Here is a 21,438-nt window from a genome sequence, read left to right on the forward strand (position 1 = left end):
CCCTCTCTCTTTCGCGCTAGCCTGCGTTCATGCCACTCCGGATCGGCGTGCTCGGCACGGGATTCGCCGGTTCGATGCACGCGCGCAGCGCACTCGCGATCGACGGCGCGCAGGTCGTCGCCGTGGCTGCGGTCCCGCTCGATGAGGCGACGGCCCTCGCGAAGGAGTGCGGCGCTCGCGTCGCGAGCGCGGAAGATATCTGCGCCGCGGACGACATCGATCTCGTCGTTGTCGCGACGCCGACGTACCTGCATGCGGGGCACGCGACTGCGGCGGCGCGTGGCGGCAAGCACGTGTTCTGCGAGAAGCCGCTGGCGCGGACGCTCGCCGACGCCGAGGCGATGGTGCGTGCGTGTGACGAGGCGGGCGTCACGCTCGCCGTCGGACACGTCGTTCGCTTCTTCCCCGAGTACCGTCAAGCGAAACAGCTGCTCGACGCCGGGACGCTCGGCCGTCCCGCGATCGTGACGATGACGCGCGGGAACTTCTCGGTGGGCTCAGCTCGAGGCTGGTACCTCGATGAGGAGAAGAGCGGCGGCGTGGTGCTCGACCTCATGCTGCACGACCTGGACACCGTTCGCTGGTGGTTCGGCGAGCCGTCGCGCATCTACGCGAGGCGATTCAAGGGGAATGGCGGCCTCGAGTACGCGCTCGCGACGATCCGCTACGACGACCGGCCGATCGTGCAGGTCGAGGCGAGCTGGGCTGAACACGCGGGCTTCCGCACCGGCTTCGAGCTCCGCGGCGATCGCGGGATGCTCGTGCACGACAGTCGCACCGCGTCGCCTGTCGCGCTCCAGTCGCCGTCGGGCCCCGCCGGTCCGGCGATGATGGCCACGCCGACGCTGCACGAGACGCCTTACCTCGTGCAGCTGCGAGACCTGTTCGCGCGCATCGCGCGCGGCGAACGGCCGCTCGTCGACGGGCACGAGGGATTGCGGTCGCTCGCGCTCGGCCTGGCGGTCATCCGCTCCGCCGACACCGGCGAGGTCGTGAGCTGGAGAGCGCCGGCATGACCGAACGTCTTCGCGTCGGCCTCATTTCGTTCGCACACGTTCACGCGCCTGGTCTCGCGAATACGCTCGGCTCGCTCGAGCAGGTCGACTTCGCTGGGATCCACGATGACGATGAGAAGCGCGGGCGCACGGCGGCGGGCGCGCATGGGACGCGCTGGCATCCGACGCTGGACGGACTCCTCGGGGCAAGCGACGCGGTCGTCATCGCGTCGAACAACGCCGACCACCGCCGTTACGCCGAGGCCGCCGCGAAGGCGCGCGTTCACGTGCTATGCGAAAAGCCGCTCGCGACGACGACCGCGGACGCGAAGGCGATGATCGACGCGTGCCGGTCCGCCGGCGTCCAGCTCGGGACCGCGTTCCCGGTGCGCAGCAGCCCAGCCGTCATGGCGCTGAGGGACGCGATCGCGGCCGGCTCGCTCGGTCGGATCCGCGCCGTGCGCGCGACGAACCCGGGCCAGTATCCCGGCTCGTGGTTCGGGGACAAGCGCCAGGCGGGAGGCGGCGCCGCGATGGACCATACGGTGCACGCGGCCGATGCCATCCGCTGGCTCTTGGGCGATGAGTTCTCGCGCGTGCAGGCTGAGCTCGGCTCGTTCATCTACGGCCTCGACGTTGAGGACTGCGGCGTGATGACGTGCGACCTCGAGGGTGGCGCCTTCGCGTCGATCGACTGCAGCTGGTCGCGCCCGCAGACGTTCCCGACGTGGGGCGGCGTGACGCTGCACGTCGTCGGGGAGAAGGGGACCGTCGACATCGATGTCTTCCGGCAGGCCCTCACCCACTACGACGACACCGCCGGCCGCACTCGGCTCCTCGGCTGGGGTGACGATCTCACCGCGCGCATGGTCGCGGGCTTCGTCGACGCGATCCGCGCGGGCCATCCCGTGCCGATCAGCGGAGAGGACGGGCTCCGCGCGCTGGAGGTCGCGATCGCCGGCTACCGGTCGGCGGAGACGAAGCGGCCCGTCGCGATCGCCGACGTCCGCGCGTGAGCGGCGGGCCGTCCGAGTCGGTCGCCGCGTACCCCGAGATCATCGTCGTGCTCGGCGGCGGGATGCTTCTCGACGGATCGCCTGCATCGGCAACGCTGGCGCGAGCGAGGGCAGCCGCGGATGTCGCTCGAGCGCATCCGGAGGCGGCGATCATCTGTTCGGGCAGTCACGGCGTAGGCCGGAAGCCGCGACGCAGCGAAGCGGCGTCGATGGCCGACCTCATCGCCGCGGAAGGGATCGACCAAAGGCGGATCTTCCTCGAGGACCAGTCGCGCGACACGATCGGCAACGCGGTCTTCGTCGGCGAGCGCTATCTGCGCACGACCGCACCGCGACCGGTGTACGTCGTCACATCGCCGTTCCACGTCGAGCGATCGGTCGAGACATTCCGATCCGTGCTCGGACCGGCATGGGACATCGAGGGCGTCGCCAGCGCGCCCGCCCCGGATGACGCTGAGCGCGCCAGACACGAGCGACGGTTCCTGGAGCAGACACGCGAATTCCTCGCCGGGATCTCTCCCGGCGAGGTCTCGCGGATCAGTGCGAAGCTACGCGCGCGCCGATAAGAGCGGCGCCGTGCTAGGCCGCTAGGCCCATCGCCTTCGCGCTGGCGGCATCGATCGCCTCGAGGCCGACGTCGATCTTCACCTTGTCGCCGACAAGCACGCCGTTCTGCACCGGCTGGTTCCACACCAGGCCGAAGTCCTTGCGGTCGAGGGTGAGGCTCGCGGAGGCGCCCAGGTGCTGGCCGCCCTTGCCGTCGACCCCGATACCTTCGAGCTCAACGTCGAAGGTGACCGGACGGGTGATGTCGCGGATCGTGAGGTCGCCGCTCACGGCGTATTTGCCCTCCCCCTTGGGGAAGATGGCCGAGCTCTTGAACACGATCTCGGGGTACTTCTCCGCGTCGAAGAAGTCCGCCGAACGGAGGTGCCCGTCCCGACGGGCGTCACCGGTGTCGATCGCGGTCACGTCGGCTCCGATCTCGAAGCTGGCGCGGTGCGGGTTCTCCGGGTCGATGTCGATCTCGCCGCGCAGCTTCCCCAGCCGCCCGCGGACCGTGCTGACCATCATGTGCTTGACGGAGAACGTCGCCTGTGTGTGATAAGGGTCGATGTACCAGACCATTTTTTGTGCCTTTCCTTGGCGCTCGCTGAGCGCCGGTAGTTGATGATACAATCAACTCGTTGACCACACAACCTATTCCCCAGCCAGTTCAAAGGCTCCGCCCCAAGCGGAAACTCGCACGGCGCGAGCTGGAGGCGTGGCTGGCATTCATGCGCGCTGGCCTGGCGGTGACGCGCGCGATGGATCGCGACGCGGAGGCGACGGGACGACTTCTCTTCTCCGAGCACCACATCCTCGCCACGCTCCACGAGAGCCCACCCATCGGCGTGCGCCCGACCGAGCTCGCCGAGCGGACCGGGCTGACGAAGAGCGGTCTCACAAGGGCGATCGACCGGCTCGAGTCGCAGCACCTGATCGAGCGCCGGGTGTGCCCCTCAGACGCGCGGGGACAGCTCATCGTGATGACCGCGCTCGGCCAGCGCGTCCTCAAACGCGCTGCGCCGGAGCACTTCCGGTCGATCGCTCGCAACTTCGCCGATCATCTGACGGACCGCGAGGTCGACGTGATCACGACCGCGCTGGGACGCGTGGCCAGTACCGCCGGCCGCGACTAGCAAGCCGGCGCCGATCTCGCTCCTGACGAAACGTCGGGAGGCACAGCAGTGGACGCCATCGTCCTCGCGATATCCCAGGAGAACGCCGACGCGCTCCTCGACGGCAGGCGCACGGCGGACCACCGCGCGCTGCCGCCAACGCGACTACCCGCGCGCGCCTATCTCGCGGTCGTAGGCACCGGGACGGTCGTGGGCGAGTGCGTGCTCGGCGAGCGCGCCGGACGGACCGCGAAGGGGTGGACGCTGCCGGTGAGCAAGCCGCGCCGCTATCGGAGAGCCCGCCCGCTCGCGGACTTCGGCATCGCGAAGACGCCGCGCAGCTTCAGATACGTGGAGCGGTGATCGCCAGCGAGCGAGCTGATGCCAACGCCCTTCCGTCGAAGGATCAACAGCGACAGCAGCGAGGGTGAGCGCCGGCAGCGGGAGCGCGGGCGAGGGCAAGCGGTCTAGTTAGCGGGTCGCCAAGCGAAGGTCACATGCGTGATGAGCTGGCCGTCGGTCTCGAACGTCCATGTCGTGTAGTTCGCGAAATGACCCGGCGCGCGCGTGAGGCCACGAAGGATCACGGTCGTCCCGTCGATCTGCTGCTCACGGATACGCCGAATGAACGCCGGTGCGATGCGGACGAGGCGTCGTGCACCGTCGCGACCCTCCAGCTGCGAGTCGCCGCCGGGCAGCTCGATCTGCACGTTTTCGGCGCAGACCGCCGCGGCACGCTCGGGGTCTCGCGCCTCGAGCGCGTCCATGAATGTCTTGGCGGCTTCCAGCGGATCAGGCATTAGGTGGAGTATTAGGGACGTGCGGCAACTGCGCGGGCTACTGCCGTATGCACTGGTCTCCGCGCTGGTCGTTGTCGCCTCGATCGTCGCGATCGTCGTCTCCACCACGAGTGCGCCCGCAGGCCCTGCGGTGGCGGCTTCGGCCTCGCCCACGGCGGCCGCCAGCGCTTCACGGCAGGCCGTCACTGATCTGTCGGCCACCGGTCGGCTGGCCTACTGGCGCGCCGAGCCGAGCGGCGATCACCTGCTGTGGATCGCGAACGCCGACAACTCGCGGCGCCGCTCGATCGCGAAGACCGATACCCCCAACTCGATCTCGAAGACGCGGTGGTCCGTCGACGGCAACCAGATCGCGTACGTCGAGGGTGGTATCCGGCTGGTCGTCGTGCGCGTAGACGGTGCGACGACGTCGTACACGCTCGCGCCGGAGCTGCGTTCCGACAGCTACCGCATCGTCGACCACCGGTTCTCGCCGAGCGGCGCGCGCATCGCGGCGACCGTCCAGCGCCAGACCGGAAGCCAGAGCGATGTCTACATCGCGGCCGCGAACGGCACGTGGACGCGCATCACCACCGTGGAGGATGCCATCGCCGCCGACTGGCTCGATGAGGACGAGCTGCTCGTGCAGACGACTGGCGGCGTGATCTCGGCGGTGCGCGCGACCGGAACGAACCAGTTCCGTCCGCTGACTGGCCTGCAGGCGTCGTCTCCGGTCGTGGGCAGCGACGGCCGCATCTACTTCCTCGCCGGGCGCGTCACGCAGTTCGCGGGCGCGTCGGAAACGTTCGTGTTCGCGGCCGCGGCGAACGTATGGAGCATGACCGCGGATGGCACCGACGTGCGCCGCGAGCTCGCGCCGCCCGATCAGGACAGCCTGCGTCTCGACGGCACGTGGTCGACGGGATTCCTCTACCACCGCGGCACGAACCCGGCGCAGCTCGTCATCGGATCGATCCCGATCCTCCTGCCCTCGAACGCTGGCCTGATCGAACGCATCGCCGTGTCGCCCGACAAGCGCTTCGCGATCGGGTTCGCCGGCCCCACGGTGGTCCGCGTCGACATCTCCCCCACCGGCCTCGCGCCGAGCGCGATCCTGCTGCTCGGTTCGATCGACGCCGGCGACGTCTGGTTCCCGCGCTCCGCTCCGATCGCGAGAGCGGCGGCCACGCCGCGGGCCGACGCTCCGGCCGTGCGGTACGTGTTCGCGCTCGGCGGGAGCGTCTGGACGATGGGCCCCGACGGGGTCGCGTCGATACTGCGCACCGGCGCGAGCAACGCGCAGACGGGGCGGCGGTTCACCATCCCCCTCCCGCAGTGGTCGCCAACAGGTGATCGCGTCCTCACCGTCGAGAGCCTGGGGTCCGGAGCGTCCGCTCAGCAGCTGATCCCGGTCACGATCGACCGCGCCGGCAAGGTGACGCGCCTGACCACTCTCTCGTCCGTCGCGCCCGCAGTCTCGTGGTCGCCGGACGGGTCGCTCATCGCGGCAGTGGCGCTGCCCGCATCGCCGCTTGATCCATCGATCCTTCAGAGCGAGCTGAACGTGAGGGTCGTGACCGCCGATGGCGCACCTGGTCAGACGCTCCCCGGACGCGAGGTCGCGTGGACGAAGCCCGGGATGTTCGTTCTCACCAACGGGACGATCCGCGCGAACGACCGCGCGCGCGACGAGCAGGCCATCGAGCTGTGGACGGGCACGCAGAAGCGCACGGTCACGACGGTCGCGCGGATCATCGGCGACCCGCGCGCGCTCGCACCGTCGACGACGAAAGGCATCACGTCCGTGAGCAACATCACCGCGGCGTCCGATGGCACGTACGCCACGGCGCGCGTGGCATTCCTCGGCACGACAGCGACGCCCTTCCTCGTCCTGCTTCGCGCTTCCGATGGCGCTGCGACGCAGTACGTCCTCGGCGACCGCATCACCGACGAGGCCTGGTCGCCGGCAAGGCCGCTCATCGGCTACACGAACACCGTCGGCGGTCTCGGCATCCCGGGCTCGCCTACCGAGTCGAAGCCTGTTGCGACGGTCCGTGACCCGGCGAGCGGTGGCGTGCTCGCGGAAGTCGATGGCCGTTTCGCGGGCTGGTCGCCCGACGGCGCGTGGTTCTACGTCGCGACCAGCGGCGGCCTCTACGCGCGGACGCTCGCGGGCGGCGCGCTCGTGCGCGTGAGCGGCATCGGGGTCCCGGTCAGCATCACGAAGCCTTAGACGTGCAGGTCGGCGCGGTCTTCCCGCAGCTCGAGATCGGTACGGATCCCGACGCGATCGCGAAGTACGCGCGCACCATCGAAGCGCTCGGCTACGACCATCTGGTCATCTTCGATCACGTCCTCGGCGCCGATGCCGACAGGCCCGGCGGCTGGACCGGCGTGTATGACCACCGTTCGTTGTTCCACGAGCCGTTCGTGCTGTACGGCTACCTCGCCGCCATCACCACGCGGCTGCGGCTCGCGACCGCGGTGATCGTGCTCCCGCAGCGGCAGACGGCGCTCGTCGCGAAGCAGGCGGCGGAGGTCGATGTCCTGTCACGTGGCCGGCTCACGCTCGGAGTCGGCATCGGATGGAACGAGGTCGAGTATGACGCGCTGGCGCAGCGCTTCACGGATCGAGGCAGACGCATCGAGGAGCAGATCGCGGTCCTGCGCGCGCTCTGGACACAGGAGGTCGTCGACTTCAAAGGTCGATGGCATCGCATCGATCGCGCGGGGCTCAACCCGCTACCGGTGCAGCGGCCAATTCCGATCTGGATGGGTGGTGGCTGGGACCGGCAGAAGCGAGCGCTCGTTGAGCCCGTGGCGAGACGTATCGCGAGGATCGCCGACGGCTGGTTCACCCACGTCCCCGCGAACGACGATGGCCGCGCGGCGATGGAGGCCTTCCGTCGTCTGGTCCAGCAAGAAGGACGCGATCCAGCCAAGATGCCCGTCGAGGGACGCCTGCCCGCTGCGAAGAGTGGCGCGGAAGAGTGGAAGCGCGGCATCGAAACGTTCCGCGAGATGGGGATGGCGAGCGTCGAGCTCAACACGATGGGCGCCGGCTACCGCTCGCTGGATGAGCACATCGACGCACTCCGGCGTTTCAAGGAGCTGACCTAGGGCGCGTGCCGCATCGTTCTTCCTGCACGACCGCGCGACGAGATCGGACACCCGGCGACTATCGTCGACGCGTGGATGTGCAGGTCGATCGCCACGTCGGCAACGCGCCGGACGCGAGCGCGATCGAAAAGCAGCTGCGCGCGGAAGCGCGCGACGTGTACGGTTGGTCGAACGGACCTGGTGACCGCTACGAGCAGCACACGCACGCGTACCACAAGCTCCTCTACTGCACGCACGGCTCGATCGACTTCGTGCTCGGCGACGGCCGGACGCTGACGCTGCGGCCGGGCGATCGCATGGTCCTGCCGTCTGGCACGCCACATGGCGCCCGGGTCGGACCCGAGGGCTGCGTCTGCGTCGAGGGCAAGGTCTAAACTCGCCGACATGCGCCCGCTCGCGCTCCGCATGGGTCGGCTCGGCACCGAAACGGCATTCGAGGTCCTGGCCCGCGCGAAGGCCCTCGAGGCCAAGGGCCGGAGCATCGTGCATCTCGAGATCGGCGAGCCCGATTTCGATTCGCCGCGGTCTGTCGTTGCGGCTGGCGTCGCATCGATCGAGCGCGGCGAGACGCACTACACGCCGTCGGCGGGCATCCCCGAGCTGCGCGAGGCGGTCGCGAATTACCTGAACCGCGCGCGCGGACTTGCGATCGAGCCTGGGCAGGTCATCGTCACACCCGGCGCGAAGCCGATCATGTTCTTCGCGATCCTCGCGCTCCTCGAGTCAGGCGACGAGGCGATCTATCCCGATCCGGGGTTTCCCATCTACGCATCGATGATCTCGTTCGCCGGCGCGAGGGGCGTGCCGCTCGCGCTCCGCGAAGAGAACGACTACGTCCCCGACCTCGACGAGCTGCGACGTCTCATCACGCCGCGGACGAAGCTGCTCATCCTCAACAGCCCGCACAACCCGACGGGCGGCGTGCTCTCAGCGGAGGCGATCCATGAGATCGCAAAGATCGCGCGCGAGCACGACCTCTGGGTGCTGTCGGACGAGATCTACGCCGAGATCATCTACGAGGGCAAGCACCGTTCGATCGTCGCGGAAGAGGGAATGGCCGAGCGCACGATCCTGCTCGACGGATTCAGCAAGACCTTCGCGATGACGGGATGGCGGCTGGGATACGGCGCGTTCCCGAAGGCGCTCGTGGATCCCGTCGCCAAGCTCGTGACGAACTCCGTCTCATGCACTGCGACGTTCACGCAGCGCGCCGGAGTGGTCGCGATCTCACAGCGCCCCGCGGAGGTCGACGTGATGCTTGCGGAATTCCGGCGGCGGCGGGACGCCATCGTCGCTGGACTCAACCGCATCGACGGGATCACCTGCCGCCTCCCACACGGCGCCTTTTACGTCTTCCCCAACATCAAAGGTCTGGGGCTCGGCGATGCTGCGACGGTCGCAAACCGCGTCCTGAACGAGGCCGGTGTCGCAGCACTGGCCGGGACCGCCTTCGGGCCGGCCGGCGAGGGCCACCTGCGCCTCTCATACGCGAACTCACTGGAGAACCTCAACCTCGCTGTCGAGCGCATCCGGGACTGGGTGCGGTCCGGCAAAGGTGCGCTACCTACTGCGAGAGCCTGAATGGCGAAGCAGACGTAAGGACGGCCTCCAGGCTGTCCTTACATACCGGTAGGTAAGTAGAGCGAGGCGCAAAGACAGCTAGACCCCGATGCCGTCGACGATCAGACCCACGATGTCGGTCGCCAGCTCCTGCGGCTCGCGTCCACCAGGCAAGGGTTCGCGCCCCGTCCACGGATCGAGGAGGTTGAGGAGCGCCTGTGCGGCGAACGCGGTGTCCATCTGCCGCAGCTCACCGGCCTGAACGCCGTCGTCGAGGATCTGCTGCAGGGGCGAGAAGAAGTGCCTGAAGAAGGCACTGCGCGCCTGGCTGTTCTGGTCGACCGTGAGAGTCACACCGCCATCGCGCAAGAGCCGCGGGGCGCTGCAGCGGGCACCGATCAGATAGGCCAGCGCGGAGATCAGCCGATCGCGTGCGCGGCCGCCACGGCGTGCCGACAACTTCAGCGCGCCGCCGTGCTCCTCCAGAACGCTGCAGACCATCGCCGTGAAGAGCGCGCTCTTGTCCGTGAAGTAGTAGTAGACGGTCGGCTTCGTAACGGCGGCCTCGCGCGCGATATCAGCGAGAGAAGCGCCTCGAACGCCCTTCTCTCCCCAGAGGCGGTCGGCCGCCTGAAGCACGCGCTCTCGGGTCGACCCGGTCGGCCGGCGCTTCAGGTGCGGCACCCGGAGATTCTACCTACCGGTCGGTAAGCAGCGTCGACAGGTCGTTACCGCCTCATCTGATGCGATCGGGTTAGGCCCGAAGCCAGCGGGCGCGCGCCCTCGCTTGCTCGTGCCCCGTCCGCGGTGGCGTGCCACAACGTCGGCGCTCTGCACGAGGAATCCATTTCGAAAACGAAACGAGACGACAACACGCTTGCTGTCGTCGAGCTGACGACATCGCGTTACCGATTCAGGCATCGCGTTTTGCCGCGGCGTTACGCGACCGCGTTCCGGTGGAGCGGGCTCTGCCTCCTGTGCGAAGCACATCGCCCCGGATGGGGCCACGCAAATCACCACAGGAGGCACCAATGCGCAAGGCATCCGGAGTCCTGACCTTCATCACTGGTCTGGCTCTCCTGGTATTCGCCGCGTCGAGCCCGGCAGCCGCAACCGGCGGCAGCAACAACAACAACGCGCCCGGGTTCAACGGCACGGTGAAGATCCATGAAGAGCCAGGCGAGGCCGAGCCGATCAAGAAGAACGAGCCGCATGTCTGCACTTTCCACATCCACGGGTTCAACTTCGATTCGCACTCCAGCGGCTGGTGGCGGATCGAGGGTTGGGCTCCCACCGGCAGCGGCACCGTTATGCAGGAGACCTGGGGCCCAGCCGACAACAACGGCGACTGGAAGTCGCACGTGATCAAGATCCCGGACGGCCACTACAAGCTGTTCTGGGATCAGACGCAGCCTCAGGCGCCCGGCGGGGAGAAGCACAAGGTCTTCTGGGTCGAGTGCAACGCCGACACGACGACCGGCGGCTCCAACACCACCGGTAGCACCGGGACAAACACCACCGATGGCACCGGCACCAACACAACTTCGACCACGGGTACGGCAACGACCGGCACCTCGAGCAATTCGACGACGGGTGGCAACACCTCGACGAGCTCGAGCACCGGTACAACGACCGGGACGACCACCGGTACAACGACCGGGACCACCACAGGTGGCAGCACCTCGACATCAACGACCGGTGAGACCACGACCGGAACGACGACCACCTCGACCTCGGGCGGTAGCAGCTCGAGCTCGACGACGGGTACGACGACCGGATCGACAACCGGTACGACCACGGCCGGCTCGACCACTTCAGGTACGACCACGGCTGGCTCGACCGGCACTTCTGGCACGACGACGTCGGGCACGACGACCGCCGGCACGACCGGAACATCCGGCACGACCGGTGAGACGACGACGGGCGGTACGACCACAGCTGGATCCACCGGCACCTCAACCTCGACGAGCACGACGACCGCTGGCTCGACCAGCACGTCCGGCACAAGCGGTACATCCGGCACAAGCGGTACATCCGGAACGACCGGAACATCTGGAACAAGCGGCACATCTGGCTCGACCGGCACGAGCGGCGCATCCACGACGACCACCACGACCACGGGTGGCACGGCCGGCACAACGACCGGCACGACCACTGGCGGCGCGACCCTCGGAGTCGAGACCCTACCCAGCACGTCTGGCGGCGGGATGCAGGTCGGCGGCGGCGCTGTCGCCGGCGTCCAGACGCTGCCCTCCACCAGCACCGACTCGGGTAACGGCCAAATTCCGTTCGTATCTCTCGGCATCGTGCTCATGGCTTCGGGCGCGGTGATGCTCATCCGGCAGCGGCCGCAGAAGCCATTCACGCAGTAGGCACCGGGCCGAAAGGCCATGCCTTGCGCACGGGAGGGGGCCCACAAGGGCTCCCTCCCGTCCTATCTCGCAAACTGAATCTGTGAAGGCGCTCAGGGCGTTCTGGGTGGGCGAGGCGGACATCGCGCCGGTCGCACTTTTCCGGATCCTTTACGGGCTGCAGCTGTTCAACTGGTTCTGGCAGCTCTATCCGAATCTCACCGCATTCTTCACCGACGAAGGGATCTTCCCCAGGCGGCAGCTTCTCGCGCTCTATCCGGAGCGCCTGTCACTGCTGAACCTCGTCGGCGAGTGGTGGCAGGTCGCGCCGATCTGGGGCCTCTCGTGCGTCGTCGCGCTCGCGCTCACGGTCGGATGGCGAACACGGCTCGCGAGCTTCCTCGCATTCGTCCTCATCGTGGGTTTTCAGTGGCGCAACCCGCTCATCCTCGACGGCAGCGACCTCGTCTTCCGGTTCGTGCCGCTCTGGCTCATGTTCACGAACGCAGGCGACCTGTATTCGATCGACGCGCGTCGCCGCCCGCAGCCGCCGACGGGGCGCGGGTGGGCTCTGCCGATCCGCATCCTCGAGCTACAGGTCGCGTGGATCTACCTCGCGACCGGGATCGAAAAGCTCGGCGGATCACTTTGGGTGGACGGCACCGCGGCGTATTACGCGCTACAGCTCGAGCACACCTTCGGACGCTGGTGGGCGCGACCGATCGCGCTACAGCCCCTGCTCGTGCACATCATCAGCTGGGGGACGATCGCGGTGGAGCTCGGGTTCCTGCCTTTCGCGATGATCCCTTCGCGCTGGAGCCGTGTGATCGCCACAGTCGCCGCGTTTGGTCTGCACTTCGGGATCCTGACCATGATGAATGTCGGCAACTTCCCGGTCATCATGCTGTCGACGCTGATCGTGTTCCTTCCGCCGGACTGGATCCGCGGCTTCGTCGCGCGGGCTGCGGGCACTACGCGAAAGCGCCTGCCACAGGCACTTCGGTGGTGGGAGGGCTTCGTCGCGATCGCCGCGGACCGCCTCTCTCCGCCGAGCACGTTGTCGCGCCCGAACGAGCTGTGGCGGCGATTCTCCGCGCTCGCGCTCGTCGTGTTCGCGCTGTTCGTGTTCTCCACCGCCGTCCCACGACAGCTCGACGTGCTCCGTCCGACGGGAGATCCGGCGGGCTTGGTCCGCTTCCTTTCGCTCGATCAGCGCTGGGACATGTTCTCGCCCGACCCGGCGCGCGCGGACGGCTGGATGCTGGGACCCGCGCAGCTCATCGACGGCACGACGTTCGATCTATATACCGGCGGCCCCGTGGACAACACCAGCGAGCGGTACAGTGACCCGCTTTACACACGCTGGGTCAAGGTGCACGAGCGCATCGCCAACGCCGGGTACGGCGACTATCGTCTCGAGTACGCGCGCTATTTCTGCCGCGTCAGGAACCTCCACCTGCGACCGGGGCAGGTGCCGCTTGATTCGTTCCAGCTCACCTACATCGAGCGCGTCATCCAGCCACCGGGGGAAGGACCACCGCTGATCAACCGGTACGACCTGTGGACGCACAAGTGCTAGAGCAACAGCCCCAGGAGCGCCGTCTCGTGACGGTGCTCTTCGCCGACTTTGCCGGATTCACCGAGCTCGCGGACCAGATGGATCCGGAGGAGCTCCAGGTGCTGGTCTCCGGCATCTTCGAGGACCTCGCCGAGGAAGCCGTGCGGCACGACGGCACCATCGAGAAGTTCATCGGCGACGCGATCTTCGTCGTCTTCGGCGCACCCGTGGCGCACGAGGACGACCCGCAGCGGGCGCTGCGCACGGCGCTCGCGATGCAGCGCGTATTCGCCGACCACGCCGCGCGGGTGAAGAAGGAACGCGGCGTCGAGTTCGGCCTGCGCATCGGGCTCCACACCGGCATGGTCGTCGCCGGCGCGGTCCGCAGCGTCGCCGAGTACGGCGTCATGGGCGACACGGTGAACATCGCGTCGCGCCTGCAGTCCGCCGCCGGGCCGGGCGAGATCTACGTCACGCAGACCACGTTCCGTCTGACCAATCGCGAGTTCAGCTTCCGCGAGGTCGGGCCCGTCGAGCTCAAGGGCAAGGACAAGCCGATCCTCGCGTACGCGCTGATCGGCGAGCGCACCGACGTGCGCCCGAGCATCGAGATCGCCGCACCGCTGGTCGGCCGCTGGATGGAGCTCTCCCGCCTCGACCTCGCATATCAGTCCGCGCGTCTCGGCAGGACCGAGCTGGTGCTCATCGCCGGCGAGCCGGGCATCGGCAAGAGCCGGCTCGTCTCGGAGTTCATCGGCCTCGCCACCGCCGCCGAGGAAGGCGCGAAATCGGCGGACGCGCCACGCGTCATGCGCTGGACGTTCTCGCGCGTGAACCAGCGCAGCTACGCGGGCTTCATCGAGCCGATCCTGGTCGAGCTGAACCTGCAGCCGTCCGACCCGGAAGCCATCACGCGGGTCGGCGAGAAGCTCCTGGAACTTGGCTTCATGAATCCCGGACCCGCCGTCGCGCCGATGCTCGCGCAGTTCCTCCATCTTCCGGGCGTGAACGAACCCGCGAGCGACTCGGAAGAATGGAAGCGCGCGATGTACATCGTCGTATACGACGTCATCGCCGCGCTCGCGCGCCAGCATCCCCTGCTCTACGTCCTCGAGGATCTGCATTTCGCCGACGCCGCGTCGCTGGACCTGTTGTGGTTCCTCACCTCCCGAGCGTCGCGGGTGCCGATCCTGTTCCTCCTCGCGCAGCGGCTCGGACCCGGCTCGCCTGAACCGAAGCCGACCCGGACGAATTACAGCCAGCTCGTCCTGGAGCCGTTGTCGGACGAAGAGGCCGCGCGCATCGTCGAAGCGACGCTCGACTGGGTCCCCGATGAGCTGCGGGACCGGATCGTCGCGCGCGCCGGTGGCAATCCGTTCTTCATCGAGGAGTCGCTGCGCTCGCTCGTCGAGTCAGGCGCGGCGGAGAAGGACGCGAGCGGCGAATGGCATCTGCGCGAGCGTCCCGCCGCTCTTGAGGTTCCGGCCACGCTGCACGCCGTGGTCGCCTCGCGCATCGACCGGCTGCCGCCGACGGCACGTGAATGCATCCAGCTCGCCGCGGTCATCGGAACGCGATTCGGGGACCGCGTGCTGCGAGAGGCGGGCGGTGACCGGATCGCCGACGCGGTGGACCAGCTCATCGCCGCCGACCTGGTGCTCGAGGCGGCGCCTGGCGAGCGGCGCGAGGGCCGCTACCGCTTCAAGCACGCCGTCGTCCAGGAGGTCGCGTACAACACGCTGCTCGTGCGCCGCCGCATCGAGCTGCATCGCCGCGTCGCCACTGCGTACGAGAAGGTCCTCGGCGAGGAGCTCAAGGAGTTCTACCCGGCCCTCGCGCATCACTACCTGATCGGCGATGTTCCGGAGAAGGCGGCCGAGTACTCGTGGAAGTCGGCGCAGCGCGCGACGGCGATCCACGCGTACATCGAGGCGCTGCGCTTCGCCGAGCAAGCGCTCGAGCTGTACGAGAAGATCAACCGGATCGAGGCGGCGGTCGAGGCGCTCTATCTCATCGCGCGCGTGCGCCGCTACCGGGGTGAGAACGACGCGGCCCTGACCGCATACGAGCGGGCGCTCGGGCTCCTCGAGACGCGCGACCCGAAGAGCGGCGAGGTCGCGATCGTCCTCGCGTACATGGCCGAGCTGTGCACGCGCTGGGACGCGAAACATCCGGACCTGGAATCGCTCATCGAGCGCGGTCTCGCGATCGTGGGAGACGCGAAGTCCCGCGAGCGTGTCCTTCTTCTGGCCGCGAAGTCCTTCATGCCGCGCCGCGGGCCAAAGTCGACCGACGCCGACTGGGAGGCATCGCTCGCGACGGCCAAGGAGGCCCTCACGATCGCCGAGGAGCTCGGCCTGCTCCGCGAGCGCTCGTTGTGCCTCGACGCGGTGGGCTTCGCCTATCGCGAGCTGGGCAACTTCCGGGAGGCGTACCTCGCGAATCAGCGCCGCTTGCCGATCGCGCAGTCGCTCCAGGACAGCGACGAGCTCATCGACGCGCACACGATGGTCGCTATCTGCGCGCTGTCACTCGGTGACATGCACGAGGCGATGGACCACGCCGCCAGTGCGCGTGAGGTCGCGATCGAGACGGAGAAGCCGCGGCTCGGGGCACACGCACTTCGGACCGAAACGCTCGCGCACCTACTGGCGGGTGACTTCCCGGGCACGATCGCCGCGGCCGCGCGTCGCGAGCGATTCGCCACGCCAACGAAGTGGCCCTCGACCCTGAGCGTGGCGATCGGCGCGGCGTCCGCGATGTCATCACCCGAGGAGAAGGCGTATCGCGACCTGCTCATCGAGCAGGAGGCGTCCCCGGCCGAGCTGGCGCTCGCGGACTTCCTCGCCGCGTACTACGGGATGCGCGAGAGCGAGAGCGCGTACCACGCGGTCCGGAGCGCCGGGCAGCCGAAGTCGATCGTGGACCTCACGCTCATCGGACCGCTCCTCGTCCTGGCGGCGGCGCGCTGGCGCATACCCGACGAGGCGTTCGAGGACCGCGTCGCGGCAGTGGTCGAGCGGACCTCGCACGCGCGCGGCCGCGCGCTCCTGACGCACGCGGAGGCGATCCGCATCGACAACGCGGGCGAGCACGCCAAGGCCGCGAAGCTGCTCTTCGATGCCGTGCAGGCGTTCGCGACGCTCAAGCTCGATTACGAGCGCGCCGTCGCTCTCGCCGATCTGGCGCGCGCGCTCCGCAACGTGCCGGGCCGCGAGGAGCAGGCCCAGGCGCAGTGCGACGAGGCGAAGGCGATCGCCGAGCGCCTCAGCGCTACGGCACTGCGCGTCGCGGCGGAGAACCTGACCGTCCGGGTCTAGCTGAGGCTCCGCGCGATGACGCTCCGCGCGGCGTTGTAGCCGCACATGCCATGTACGCCACCGCCCGGTGGCGTCGCGGACGAGCAGAGGTAGATGTCGCGCGCCGGCGTCGCGTACGGGTCGATCGCGATGTTCGGTCGCATGAACAGCTGCAGTCCCGAGTGCGATCCGCACGAGATGTCGCCGCCGGCGTTGTTCGCGTTGCGGTGCTCCACATCGCGTGTGTTCATGACGACGCGTGCGAGCACACGCTGGCGGAAGCCCGGCGCGAAGCGCTCGAGCTGCGCCTCGATGCGGTCGGTCATGTCCACCGTCGAGCCGTTCGGAACGTGGCAGTACGCCCAGAGCGTCTGCTTTCCGGTCGGCGCCCGGCTGGGATCGAACAGGCTCTGCTGCGCCACCAGCACGAAGGGCCGGTCGGGATGCTCGCCGCGCCACACCGCGGACTCCGACGCGGAGATCTCGTCGAACGAGCCGCCGAGGTGCACTGTGCCGGCGCGCAGGCACTCGGCGGCGCGCCACGGCACGGCTCCGTCGAGGGCGTAGTCGATCTTGAACACGCCAGGGCCGCGGCGGTACCGGCGCAGCGCGCGCCGATAGCCGGCCGGCAGCCGGTCGGCCGCGATGCTCTCGAGATGCCACGGCGACGTGTCGAAGACGTACGCGCGCGCTGTCGGTAGGTCGGACAGCTCCTGCACGAGATGCTTTGTCGTGATCGTTCCACCGAGCTCGTGGAGATAGGAGCCGAGCGCCTCCGCGATCCGTCGCGATCCACCGCGCGGAAGCGGCCACCCCACGGCGTTCCCGGTGACGAGGAACATGAGCGCGAACGCTGCCGTGAACGGATGCTCGAGCGGCAGGAACGAATGCGCCGCGCATCCCGCGATGAGGGCCCGCCCGGCCTCGCCGTGGAACGATGACGCGAGGCCGCGAGCCGAGCGCATCGCGTGAAGACCGAAGCGCGCCAGTAGCAAGGGATGCCGCGGCACGTGGGCGACCGGCCGGAGGACCTCGGTCGCGAGCTGGTCCCACCGCGAGACGAGCGGGGACAGGAGCCCGCGATATGCATCACCGTCGGCGCCGAGCCGCGCCGCGGTCGACTCGACCGAACGCTCGAGCATCACGGCCGTGCCGTCGTCGAGCGGGTGTGCGAGCGGCGCGTCGGGCTGGATCCATTCGAGGCCGTGCTTCTTGAGTGGGAGTCCGTTGAAGAATGGCGACATCACCGCGAGGGGCTGGATCGCCGAGCAGACGTCGTGCATGAAACCCGGGAGCGTCAGCTCAGCGGAACGCGCGCCTCCGCCGATGTCGTCATTCGCCTCGTACACCGCGACCGAGTGGCCGGCACGCGCGATCTGGATGGCCGCGGCGAGACCGTTGGGACCGGCCCCGACAACGACCGCATCAGGCACGCAGCAGGTAGCGGTCGAACCACTCTCCCGCGCGACGGACCGAGTCGATCATGTTCTCCCGAGTGCGGAAGCCGTGTCCCTCGCCCTTGTACACGTAGTACTCGTGCATCTTTCCGGCAGAGCGCAGCGCCGCGACGACCTGCTCGGCTTCCGCGAGCGGCACGCGCGGGTCGTTCTCGCCCTGAAGGATCAAGAGGGGCGCGTCGATCTTCGACACGTGCGTGAGCGGCGAGCGATCGCGATAACGTTCCGCGTCCTTCTCGGGATCGCCGAACTCGCGGACGAGCATCTCGCGCAGGTCGCCGCGCGTCGTGTCGTACATCGTCCTCCAGGACACGACGCCCACGACCGACACGCCGGCGGCGTAGCGGTCGGGGTACATCGCGAGCGACATGAGCGTCAGGTATCCGCCGTAGCTCCCGCCATAGATGCCGACACGCTTCGGATCCGCGATGTGCTGCTTCGCGAGCCAGTCGATCCCCTTCACCACGTCCTCGAGATCCTTGCCGCCCCAGTCATGGCGATTTCCCTCCTGGAACTCGCGGCCGTAACCGGTCGATCCGCGGATGTTCGGCGCGAGGACGACGTAGCCGTTGTTCGCGAACCACTGGCTCGCGCGGTCCCACCAGCGGTAGTGCTGTCTCGTCGGCCCGCCATGGACGTGGACGATCGCCGGCGGCGACCCGTCGCCGCGGATGGCCTCGGCGTGCGGGATATAGAGGAGCGCGGGGATCTCAGTTCCCATCGCGCCCGGATAACGAACATGCACCGGCTCCACCAGCGTCGCGGGATCGATGGTCGCGGGCAGCGAGCGCGTCAGCCGGCGCGGCTCGGTCATACGCTCGCGCGTGACGTACACGTCCCACGGATCGCGCGCCCCGCTGAACAGGTACGCGACCTGGTCACCGTCGGGGCCGACACAGATGGAGTCATGAACGCCGGGCCGATCGGCGACGGCATGGTCTGCGTGCGAGACGACGAACACGCGCCGGATCGATACCTCGGCCTCCTCGTTGTGCAGATAGAGGAGGGCGCGCCCGTCGGGCCGCCACGCCGGCGAGGTCTCGTCGAAGATGGTCTTCGTGAGTGGCTCGACGCGCGTGACGTGGTCGCCCTCGAGCGTGGCGACCGCGACCTCATAGCGTCGCCGCATGTTCGTCGTGAAGGCGATGAGCGACCCGTCCTCGGACCAGTCCCCCTCGAGCGACTCCCCGTCCGCGTCACGCGTCTCGAGCTTCGTCGGCGTGCCGCCGCCGGCCGAGATGACATAGAGATCGCTGTTCGTGCGCACGCTCTCGCGCCGCGACGAGAAGAGGATCCGCTTTCCATCGGGCGACCAGCGCGGCAGCGCGTCATCGAACTGGCCGTCGGTGAGCGCGCGCTTCGTGCCGGTCGCGACGTCGACCACGTGTATCGCGAAGCCTTTGCCGGCAACGTTCGCCACATACGCGATACGCGATCCGTCCGGAGACCACGCGATCTCGCGATGCATGACGTCCGGTTCGTTCGTGAGGTTGCGCTCCTTCTCGCCCTCGCGGTCGACGAGCCAGATGTCGAAGCGCTCGTTGCCGCCACGATCTCGAAGGCAGGCCAGCTGCTTCGCATCCGGAGACCAACGAGGACAGACCGACCTCTCCTTCGCGTCGGTCAGCTGGTAGATCCGCTCGTGCTCGATCGGCGCGCTGTAGATCTCGAAGGTCCCGGTCTTGTTCCAGGCGAAGGCGACCTCGGCGCCGTCAGGTGAGACGTCGATACCGCCCCAGAGATAATCGACGTAGGGCGAGCCGACGAGGTCCTCGATCGGAGCGTGGCGGAAGCGGTCGCCCAGCGGCCGCGGTTTGAACCCGGTGGCCTCGGGCACGATGTCGGTCGCCGCGTTCGCGATCGTCGTCGCCGGCCGCTCGGTCGACGTCGCCCGCCAGTCCTCGGCGAACGGCTTCGGTCGTGGGCGCGGCTCCCGCGGCGTCAGGGGCGCGGGCGCGGCCGTAGCGGCGCGAGGCTCTGCGGATGGCGCGGGTGGGCTGGGCGGCGCGCCGGCGCCGTCGCCGTTCGCGTCCCGACCGGGCAGCGGCCGCTTCGCACGCTCCGCCATCTCGCGCGTCGCGCTCGCCACCACCAGCGTCGCGGGGCCCATCGCCGCCACGCGCGCCGCGGTGTCCTCCTTCGGGACGATGACGTCGTGGTGATACATCTTGTCCTCGAGCCGGCCCTCGTATGCGCGATCCCAGGGCGGCGGCAGGAGGATCCCGAACTGCTTGCGTGTCCTCGGCAGCTCGCGTTGCAGCCGCATGAGCGTGTCGCGTCCGGCGTTCCAGATCGGCGCGCGCTTCGACGACAGCACCGCTGAGAAGACGAGTGGCATGAGCTGCTTCGCGCCCTCGCTCGCGAGATCGAGATCTCCGCTGAAGAGGACACCGCCGGACTTGCGCACGAGAACGACCGTCGCGCCCTGTCCTTTGTTCTTCACGCGGAAGACACGCGTGTCCGGGCGCACGAGGTCGTCTGGCTTCAGGACGAGGTCCGCGCCGCCCTGCACCGCGGCGGCATCGTCTTCGTGTACCGCGATCTGGACGCCGAGCGTCTCGCGATAGCGGTGCGCCTCGGCCGCACGGGCGGCGTTCGTCGCGAGCAGCAGCGACGCGCGTCCGGCGCCCTGGATGAGTCGCAGCGCGCGCTCGCTGTAAGGGGGAATGTCGATGAGGAGGTTGCCGCGCGCCGCATCGAAGACGATGTACTGCCGCTCGTCCTCGAGGGGCGCGTACAGCTCGAAGATCCACGAACGAAGCTGCTGGATGTCCATGGAGGGCCTAGCCTACAAGTTCAGGCAGCACGAGCGTTCCATCGACACGCGCGACGCCACGCTTCGCTTCGAGACGCAGGGTCGTGCGCTCGGTCTGCTCGTCGTCCCAATCGAAGAGGCGCTTCACCTGCTTGGTCGTAACGCCGCCGGCGAGCTCGAGCAGCCGTCGCAGCAGCGCGGTCATCGCATCGTTCGACGAGATCCGCTCCGCGCTCTTCACCGTTTCGGGATAGCGCCGCACGAACAGGTCGTAGGTGTAGTTGTAATCCTCGCGACCCTCACCGACGGCTTTCACGCGCGCGACGTACATGAGTCGCTGGAGCTCCTCCACCGCCTTCGCGTAGTCGGCCTTTCCCTCCTGCGAGGTGATGCCCAGATCCGCGCGCAGGCGCTTCGTCTGCGTCTCGCCACGCTGCGAGAGATAGTCGATGACGCGGCGCGCTATGTCCGAAAGCCGTCCTGCGCGGACGTCCTCGAGGTGGTCGTCGGGCTCGCCGGCGCGCCCGAACGTCGCGTAGAAGGTCGGCAGCAACTTCATCGAGACGAACGTGGGCTTCCTCACGAGCAGCTTCCCGTAATAGAGACGCTTCTCCTCGGGGAGCTCATCCTTCCAGCCCCACATCCAGCCCCATTTGCGGTCGTCGCTGTTCGTCGACAGGTGGTCGAAGCACGCGGGTATGGGTGCGTCGCCCGACCGGAGCGTGAACGCGAAGCAGAAGCCGAACGCGTCGACCATGGTGACGAGCTGATCGGCGTTCCGCACTCGGTGGACCCCCTTCACCTTCGCGCGGTGCGCTTCGAGCGCGTCGTCGAGCTTCGCGGCCTTGCGGCGGGGCGCCTCTCGCAGCTGACGTGTCGCGGCCATC

20 protein-coding genes are annotated in these 21,438 nt (G+C 68.4%); 12 read left to right on the top strand and 8 right to left on the bottom strand.

What is annotated here, in order from left to right; all coding sequences use genetic code 11:
* Window positions 1–29: 29 nt before the first annotated feature.
* Genes VI056_04275 through VI056_04285 form a run of 3 tightly spaced genes read left to right on the top strand, consistent with a single transcriptional unit; the run spans window position 30 to window position 2,577 of the window.
* Complete coding sequence (locus tag VI056_04275) at window positions 30–1,016, top strand: Gfo/Idh/MocA family oxidoreductase (protein HEY6202238.1); 987 nt, start codon at window positions 30–32, stop codon at window positions 1,014–1,016.
* Window positions 1,013–2,011, top strand: coding sequence for a Gfo/Idh/MocA family oxidoreductase (locus VI056_04280; GenBank protein HEY6202239.1), 999 nt, complete (start codon window positions 1,013–1,015; stop codon window positions 2,009–2,011). Before VI056_04275 ends, VI056_04280 begins: the two co-directional genes overlap by 4 nt.
* Entirely contained in the window at window positions 2,008–2,577 is a 570-nt protein-coding gene (locus tag VI056_04285) for a YdcF family protein (protein HEY6202240.1), read from the top strand. The genes VI056_04280 and VI056_04285 overlap by 4 nt, the downstream gene beginning before the upstream one ends.
* A gap of 13 nt (window positions 2,578–2,590) precedes the next feature.
* Here VI056_04285 and VI056_04290 read toward each other — a convergent pair whose 3' ends face one another.
* Complete coding sequence (locus VI056_04290) at window positions 2,591–3,139, bottom strand: YceI family protein (protein HEY6202241.1); 549 nt, start codon at window positions 3,137–3,139, stop codon at window positions 2,591–2,593.
* Between the two features lie 149 nt (window positions 3,140–3,288).
* On the opposite strand from VI056_04290, the gene VI056_04295 reads away from it, so the two are divergent.
* Together VI056_04295 and VI056_04300 are read left to right on the top strand one after the other, a co-directional pair.
* Window positions 3,289–3,693 (top strand): MarR family transcriptional regulator, encoded by a 405-nt coding sequence (locus VI056_04295; protein ID HEY6202242.1) that lies wholly within the window; start codon window positions 3,289–3,291, stop codon window positions 3,691–3,693.
* A gap of 48 nt (window positions 3,694–3,741) precedes the next feature.
* Entirely contained in the window at window positions 3,742–4,035 is a 294-nt protein-coding gene (locus VI056_04300; protein ID HEY6202243.1) for a hypothetical protein, read from the top strand.
* Between the two features lie 104 nt (window positions 4,036–4,139).
* Here the strand turns inward: VI056_04300 and VI056_04305 are convergent, their stop codons facing one another.
* On the bottom strand, window positions 4,140–4,472 hold the full coding sequence (locus VI056_04305) for a nuclear transport factor 2 family protein (protein HEY6202244.1): 333 nt from the start codon (window positions 4,470–4,472) through the stop codon (window positions 4,140–4,142).
* A gap of 19 nt (window positions 4,473–4,491) precedes the next feature.
* Between VI056_04305 and VI056_04310 the strand changes: the two genes are divergently transcribed.
* The 4 genes from VI056_04310 (at window position 4,492) to VI056_04325 (ending at window position 9,152) form a co-directional block, all read left to right on the top strand.
* Window positions 4,492–6,684 carry a hypothetical protein gene (locus VI056_04310; protein HEY6202245.1) on the top strand — a complete coding sequence of 731 codons (2,193 nt, stop codon included), beginning with the start codon at window positions 4,492–4,494 and terminating at the stop codon, window positions 6,682–6,684.
* A gap of 2 nt (window positions 6,685–6,686) precedes the next feature.
* Window positions 6,687–7,571 (top strand): LLM class F420-dependent oxidoreductase, encoded by an 885-nt coding sequence (locus VI056_04315; GenBank protein ID HEY6202246.1) that lies wholly within the window; start codon window positions 6,687–6,689, stop codon window positions 7,569–7,571.
* A gap of 71 nt (window positions 7,572–7,642) precedes the next feature.
* Window positions 7,643–7,945: a cupin domain-containing protein gene (locus VI056_04320; protein HEY6202247.1), complete on the top strand. Its 303-nt coding sequence runs from the start codon at window positions 7,643–7,645 to the stop codon at window positions 7,943–7,945.
* Between the two features lie 10 nt (window positions 7,946–7,955).
* Complete coding sequence (locus VI056_04325) at window positions 7,956–9,152, top strand: pyridoxal phosphate-dependent aminotransferase (GenBank protein ID HEY6202248.1); 1,197 nt, start codon at window positions 7,956–7,958, stop codon at window positions 9,150–9,152.
* A 78-nt stretch (window positions 9,153–9,230) separates the two neighbouring features.
* Here the strand turns inward: VI056_04325 and VI056_04330 are convergent, their stop codons facing one another.
* From VI056_04330 to VI056_04340, 3 genes are all read right to left on the bottom strand, one after another.
* Entirely contained in the window at window positions 9,231–9,815 is a 585-nt protein-coding gene (locus VI056_04330) for a TetR/AcrR family transcriptional regulator (protein ID HEY6202249.1), read from the bottom strand.
* Window positions 9,816–10,044: 229 nt separating this feature from the next.
* A complete protein-coding gene (locus tag VI056_04335; protein HEY6202250.1) occupies window positions 10,045–10,437 on the bottom strand; it encodes a hypothetical protein in 393 nt (130 codons plus the stop codon).
* Window positions 10,438–10,545: 108 nt separating this feature from the next.
* Entirely contained in the window at window positions 10,546–11,286 is a 741-nt protein-coding gene (locus tag VI056_04340; protein ID HEY6202251.1) for a hypothetical protein, read from the bottom strand.
* 52 nt (window positions 11,287–11,338) lie between these two features.
* Between VI056_04340 and VI056_04345 the strand changes: the two genes are divergently transcribed.
* From VI056_04345 to VI056_04355, 3 genes are all read left to right on the top strand, one after another.
* On the top strand, window positions 11,339–11,503 hold the full coding sequence (locus tag VI056_04345; GenBank protein HEY6202252.1) for a hypothetical protein: 165 nt from the start codon (window positions 11,339–11,341) through the stop codon (window positions 11,501–11,503).
* An 82-nt stretch (window positions 11,504–11,585) separates the two neighbouring features.
* Window positions 11,586–13,061 carry an HTTM domain-containing protein gene (locus tag VI056_04350; protein HEY6202253.1) on the top strand — a complete coding sequence of 492 codons (1,476 nt, stop codon included), beginning with the start codon at window positions 11,586–11,588 and terminating at the stop codon, window positions 13,059–13,061.
* Window positions 13,055–16,360, top strand: coding sequence for an adenylate/guanylate cyclase domain-containing protein (locus VI056_04355; GenBank protein ID HEY6202254.1), 3,306 nt, complete (start codon window positions 13,055–13,057; stop codon window positions 16,358–16,360). The genes VI056_04350 and VI056_04355 overlap by 7 nt, the downstream gene beginning before the upstream one ends.
* On the opposite strand, the gene VI056_04360 is transcribed toward VI056_04355, so the two are convergent.
* Genes VI056_04360 through VI056_04370 form a run of 3 tightly spaced genes read right to left on the bottom strand, consistent with a single transcriptional unit; the run spans window position 16,357 to window position 21,437 of the window.
* Window positions 16,357–17,772, bottom strand: a complete 1,416-nt coding sequence (locus tag VI056_04360; GenBank protein ID HEY6202255.1) for an NAD(P)/FAD-dependent oxidoreductase — start codon at window positions 17,770–17,772, stop codon at window positions 16,357–16,359. The genes VI056_04355 and VI056_04360 overlap by 4 nt on opposite strands.
* Window positions 17,765–20,572, bottom strand: a complete 2,808-nt coding sequence (locus VI056_04365; protein ID HEY6202256.1) for an alpha/beta fold hydrolase — start codon at window positions 20,570–20,572, stop codon at window positions 17,765–17,767. Before VI056_04365 ends, VI056_04360 begins: the two co-directional genes overlap by 8 nt.
* A 7-nt stretch (window positions 20,573–20,579) precedes the next feature.
* Window positions 20,580–21,437 carry a crosslink repair DNA glycosylase YcaQ family protein gene (locus tag VI056_04370; protein HEY6202257.1) on the bottom strand — a complete coding sequence of 286 codons (858 nt, stop codon included), beginning with the start codon at window positions 21,435–21,437 and terminating at the stop codon, window positions 20,580–20,582.
* Window position 21,438 lies beyond the last annotated feature (1 nt).

Source organism: Candidatus Limnocylindria bacterium, assembly GCA_036523395.1.
GTDB lineage: Bacteria > Chloroflexota > Limnocylindria > P2-11E > P2-11E > CF-39.

What these genes read in the sequence shown, in the direction of transcription:
- VI056_04275 (HEY6202238.1), top strand. Translation starts at nt 30, where the DNA reads ATGCCACTCCGGATCGGCGTGCTCGGCACGGGATTCGCCGGTTCGATG.
- VI056_04280 (HEY6202239.1), top strand. Translation starts at nt 1,013, where the DNA reads ATGACCGAACGTCTTCGCGTCGGCCTCATTTCGTTCGCACACGTTCAC.
- VI056_04290 (HEY6202241.1), bottom strand. Translation starts at nt 3,139, where the DNA reads ATGGTCTGGTACATCGACCCTTATCACACACAGGCGACGTTCTCCGTC.
- VI056_04295 (HEY6202242.1), top strand. Translation starts at nt 3,289, where the DNA reads ATGCGCGCTGGCCTGGCGGTGACGCGCGCGATGGATCGCGACGCGGAG.
- VI056_04305 (HEY6202244.1), bottom strand. Translation starts at nt 4,472, where the DNA reads ATGCCTGATCCGCTGGAAGCCGCCAAGACATTCATGGACGCGCTCGAG.
- VI056_04325 (HEY6202248.1), top strand. Translation starts at nt 7,956, where the DNA reads ATGCGCCCGCTCGCGCTCCGCATGGGTCGGCTCGGCACCGAAACGGCA.
- VI056_04345 (HEY6202252.1), top strand. Translation starts at nt 11,339, where the DNA reads ATGCAGGTCGGCGGCGGCGCTGTCGCCGGCGTCCAGACGCTGCCCTCC.
- VI056_04365 (HEY6202256.1), bottom strand. Translation starts at nt 20,572, where the DNA reads ATGGACATCCAGCAGCTTCGTTCGTGGATCTTCGAGCTGTACGCGCCC.
- VI056_04370 (HEY6202257.1), bottom strand. Translation starts at nt 21,437, where the DNA reads ATGGCCGCGACACGTCAGCTGCGAGAGGCGCCCCGCCGCAAGGCCGCG.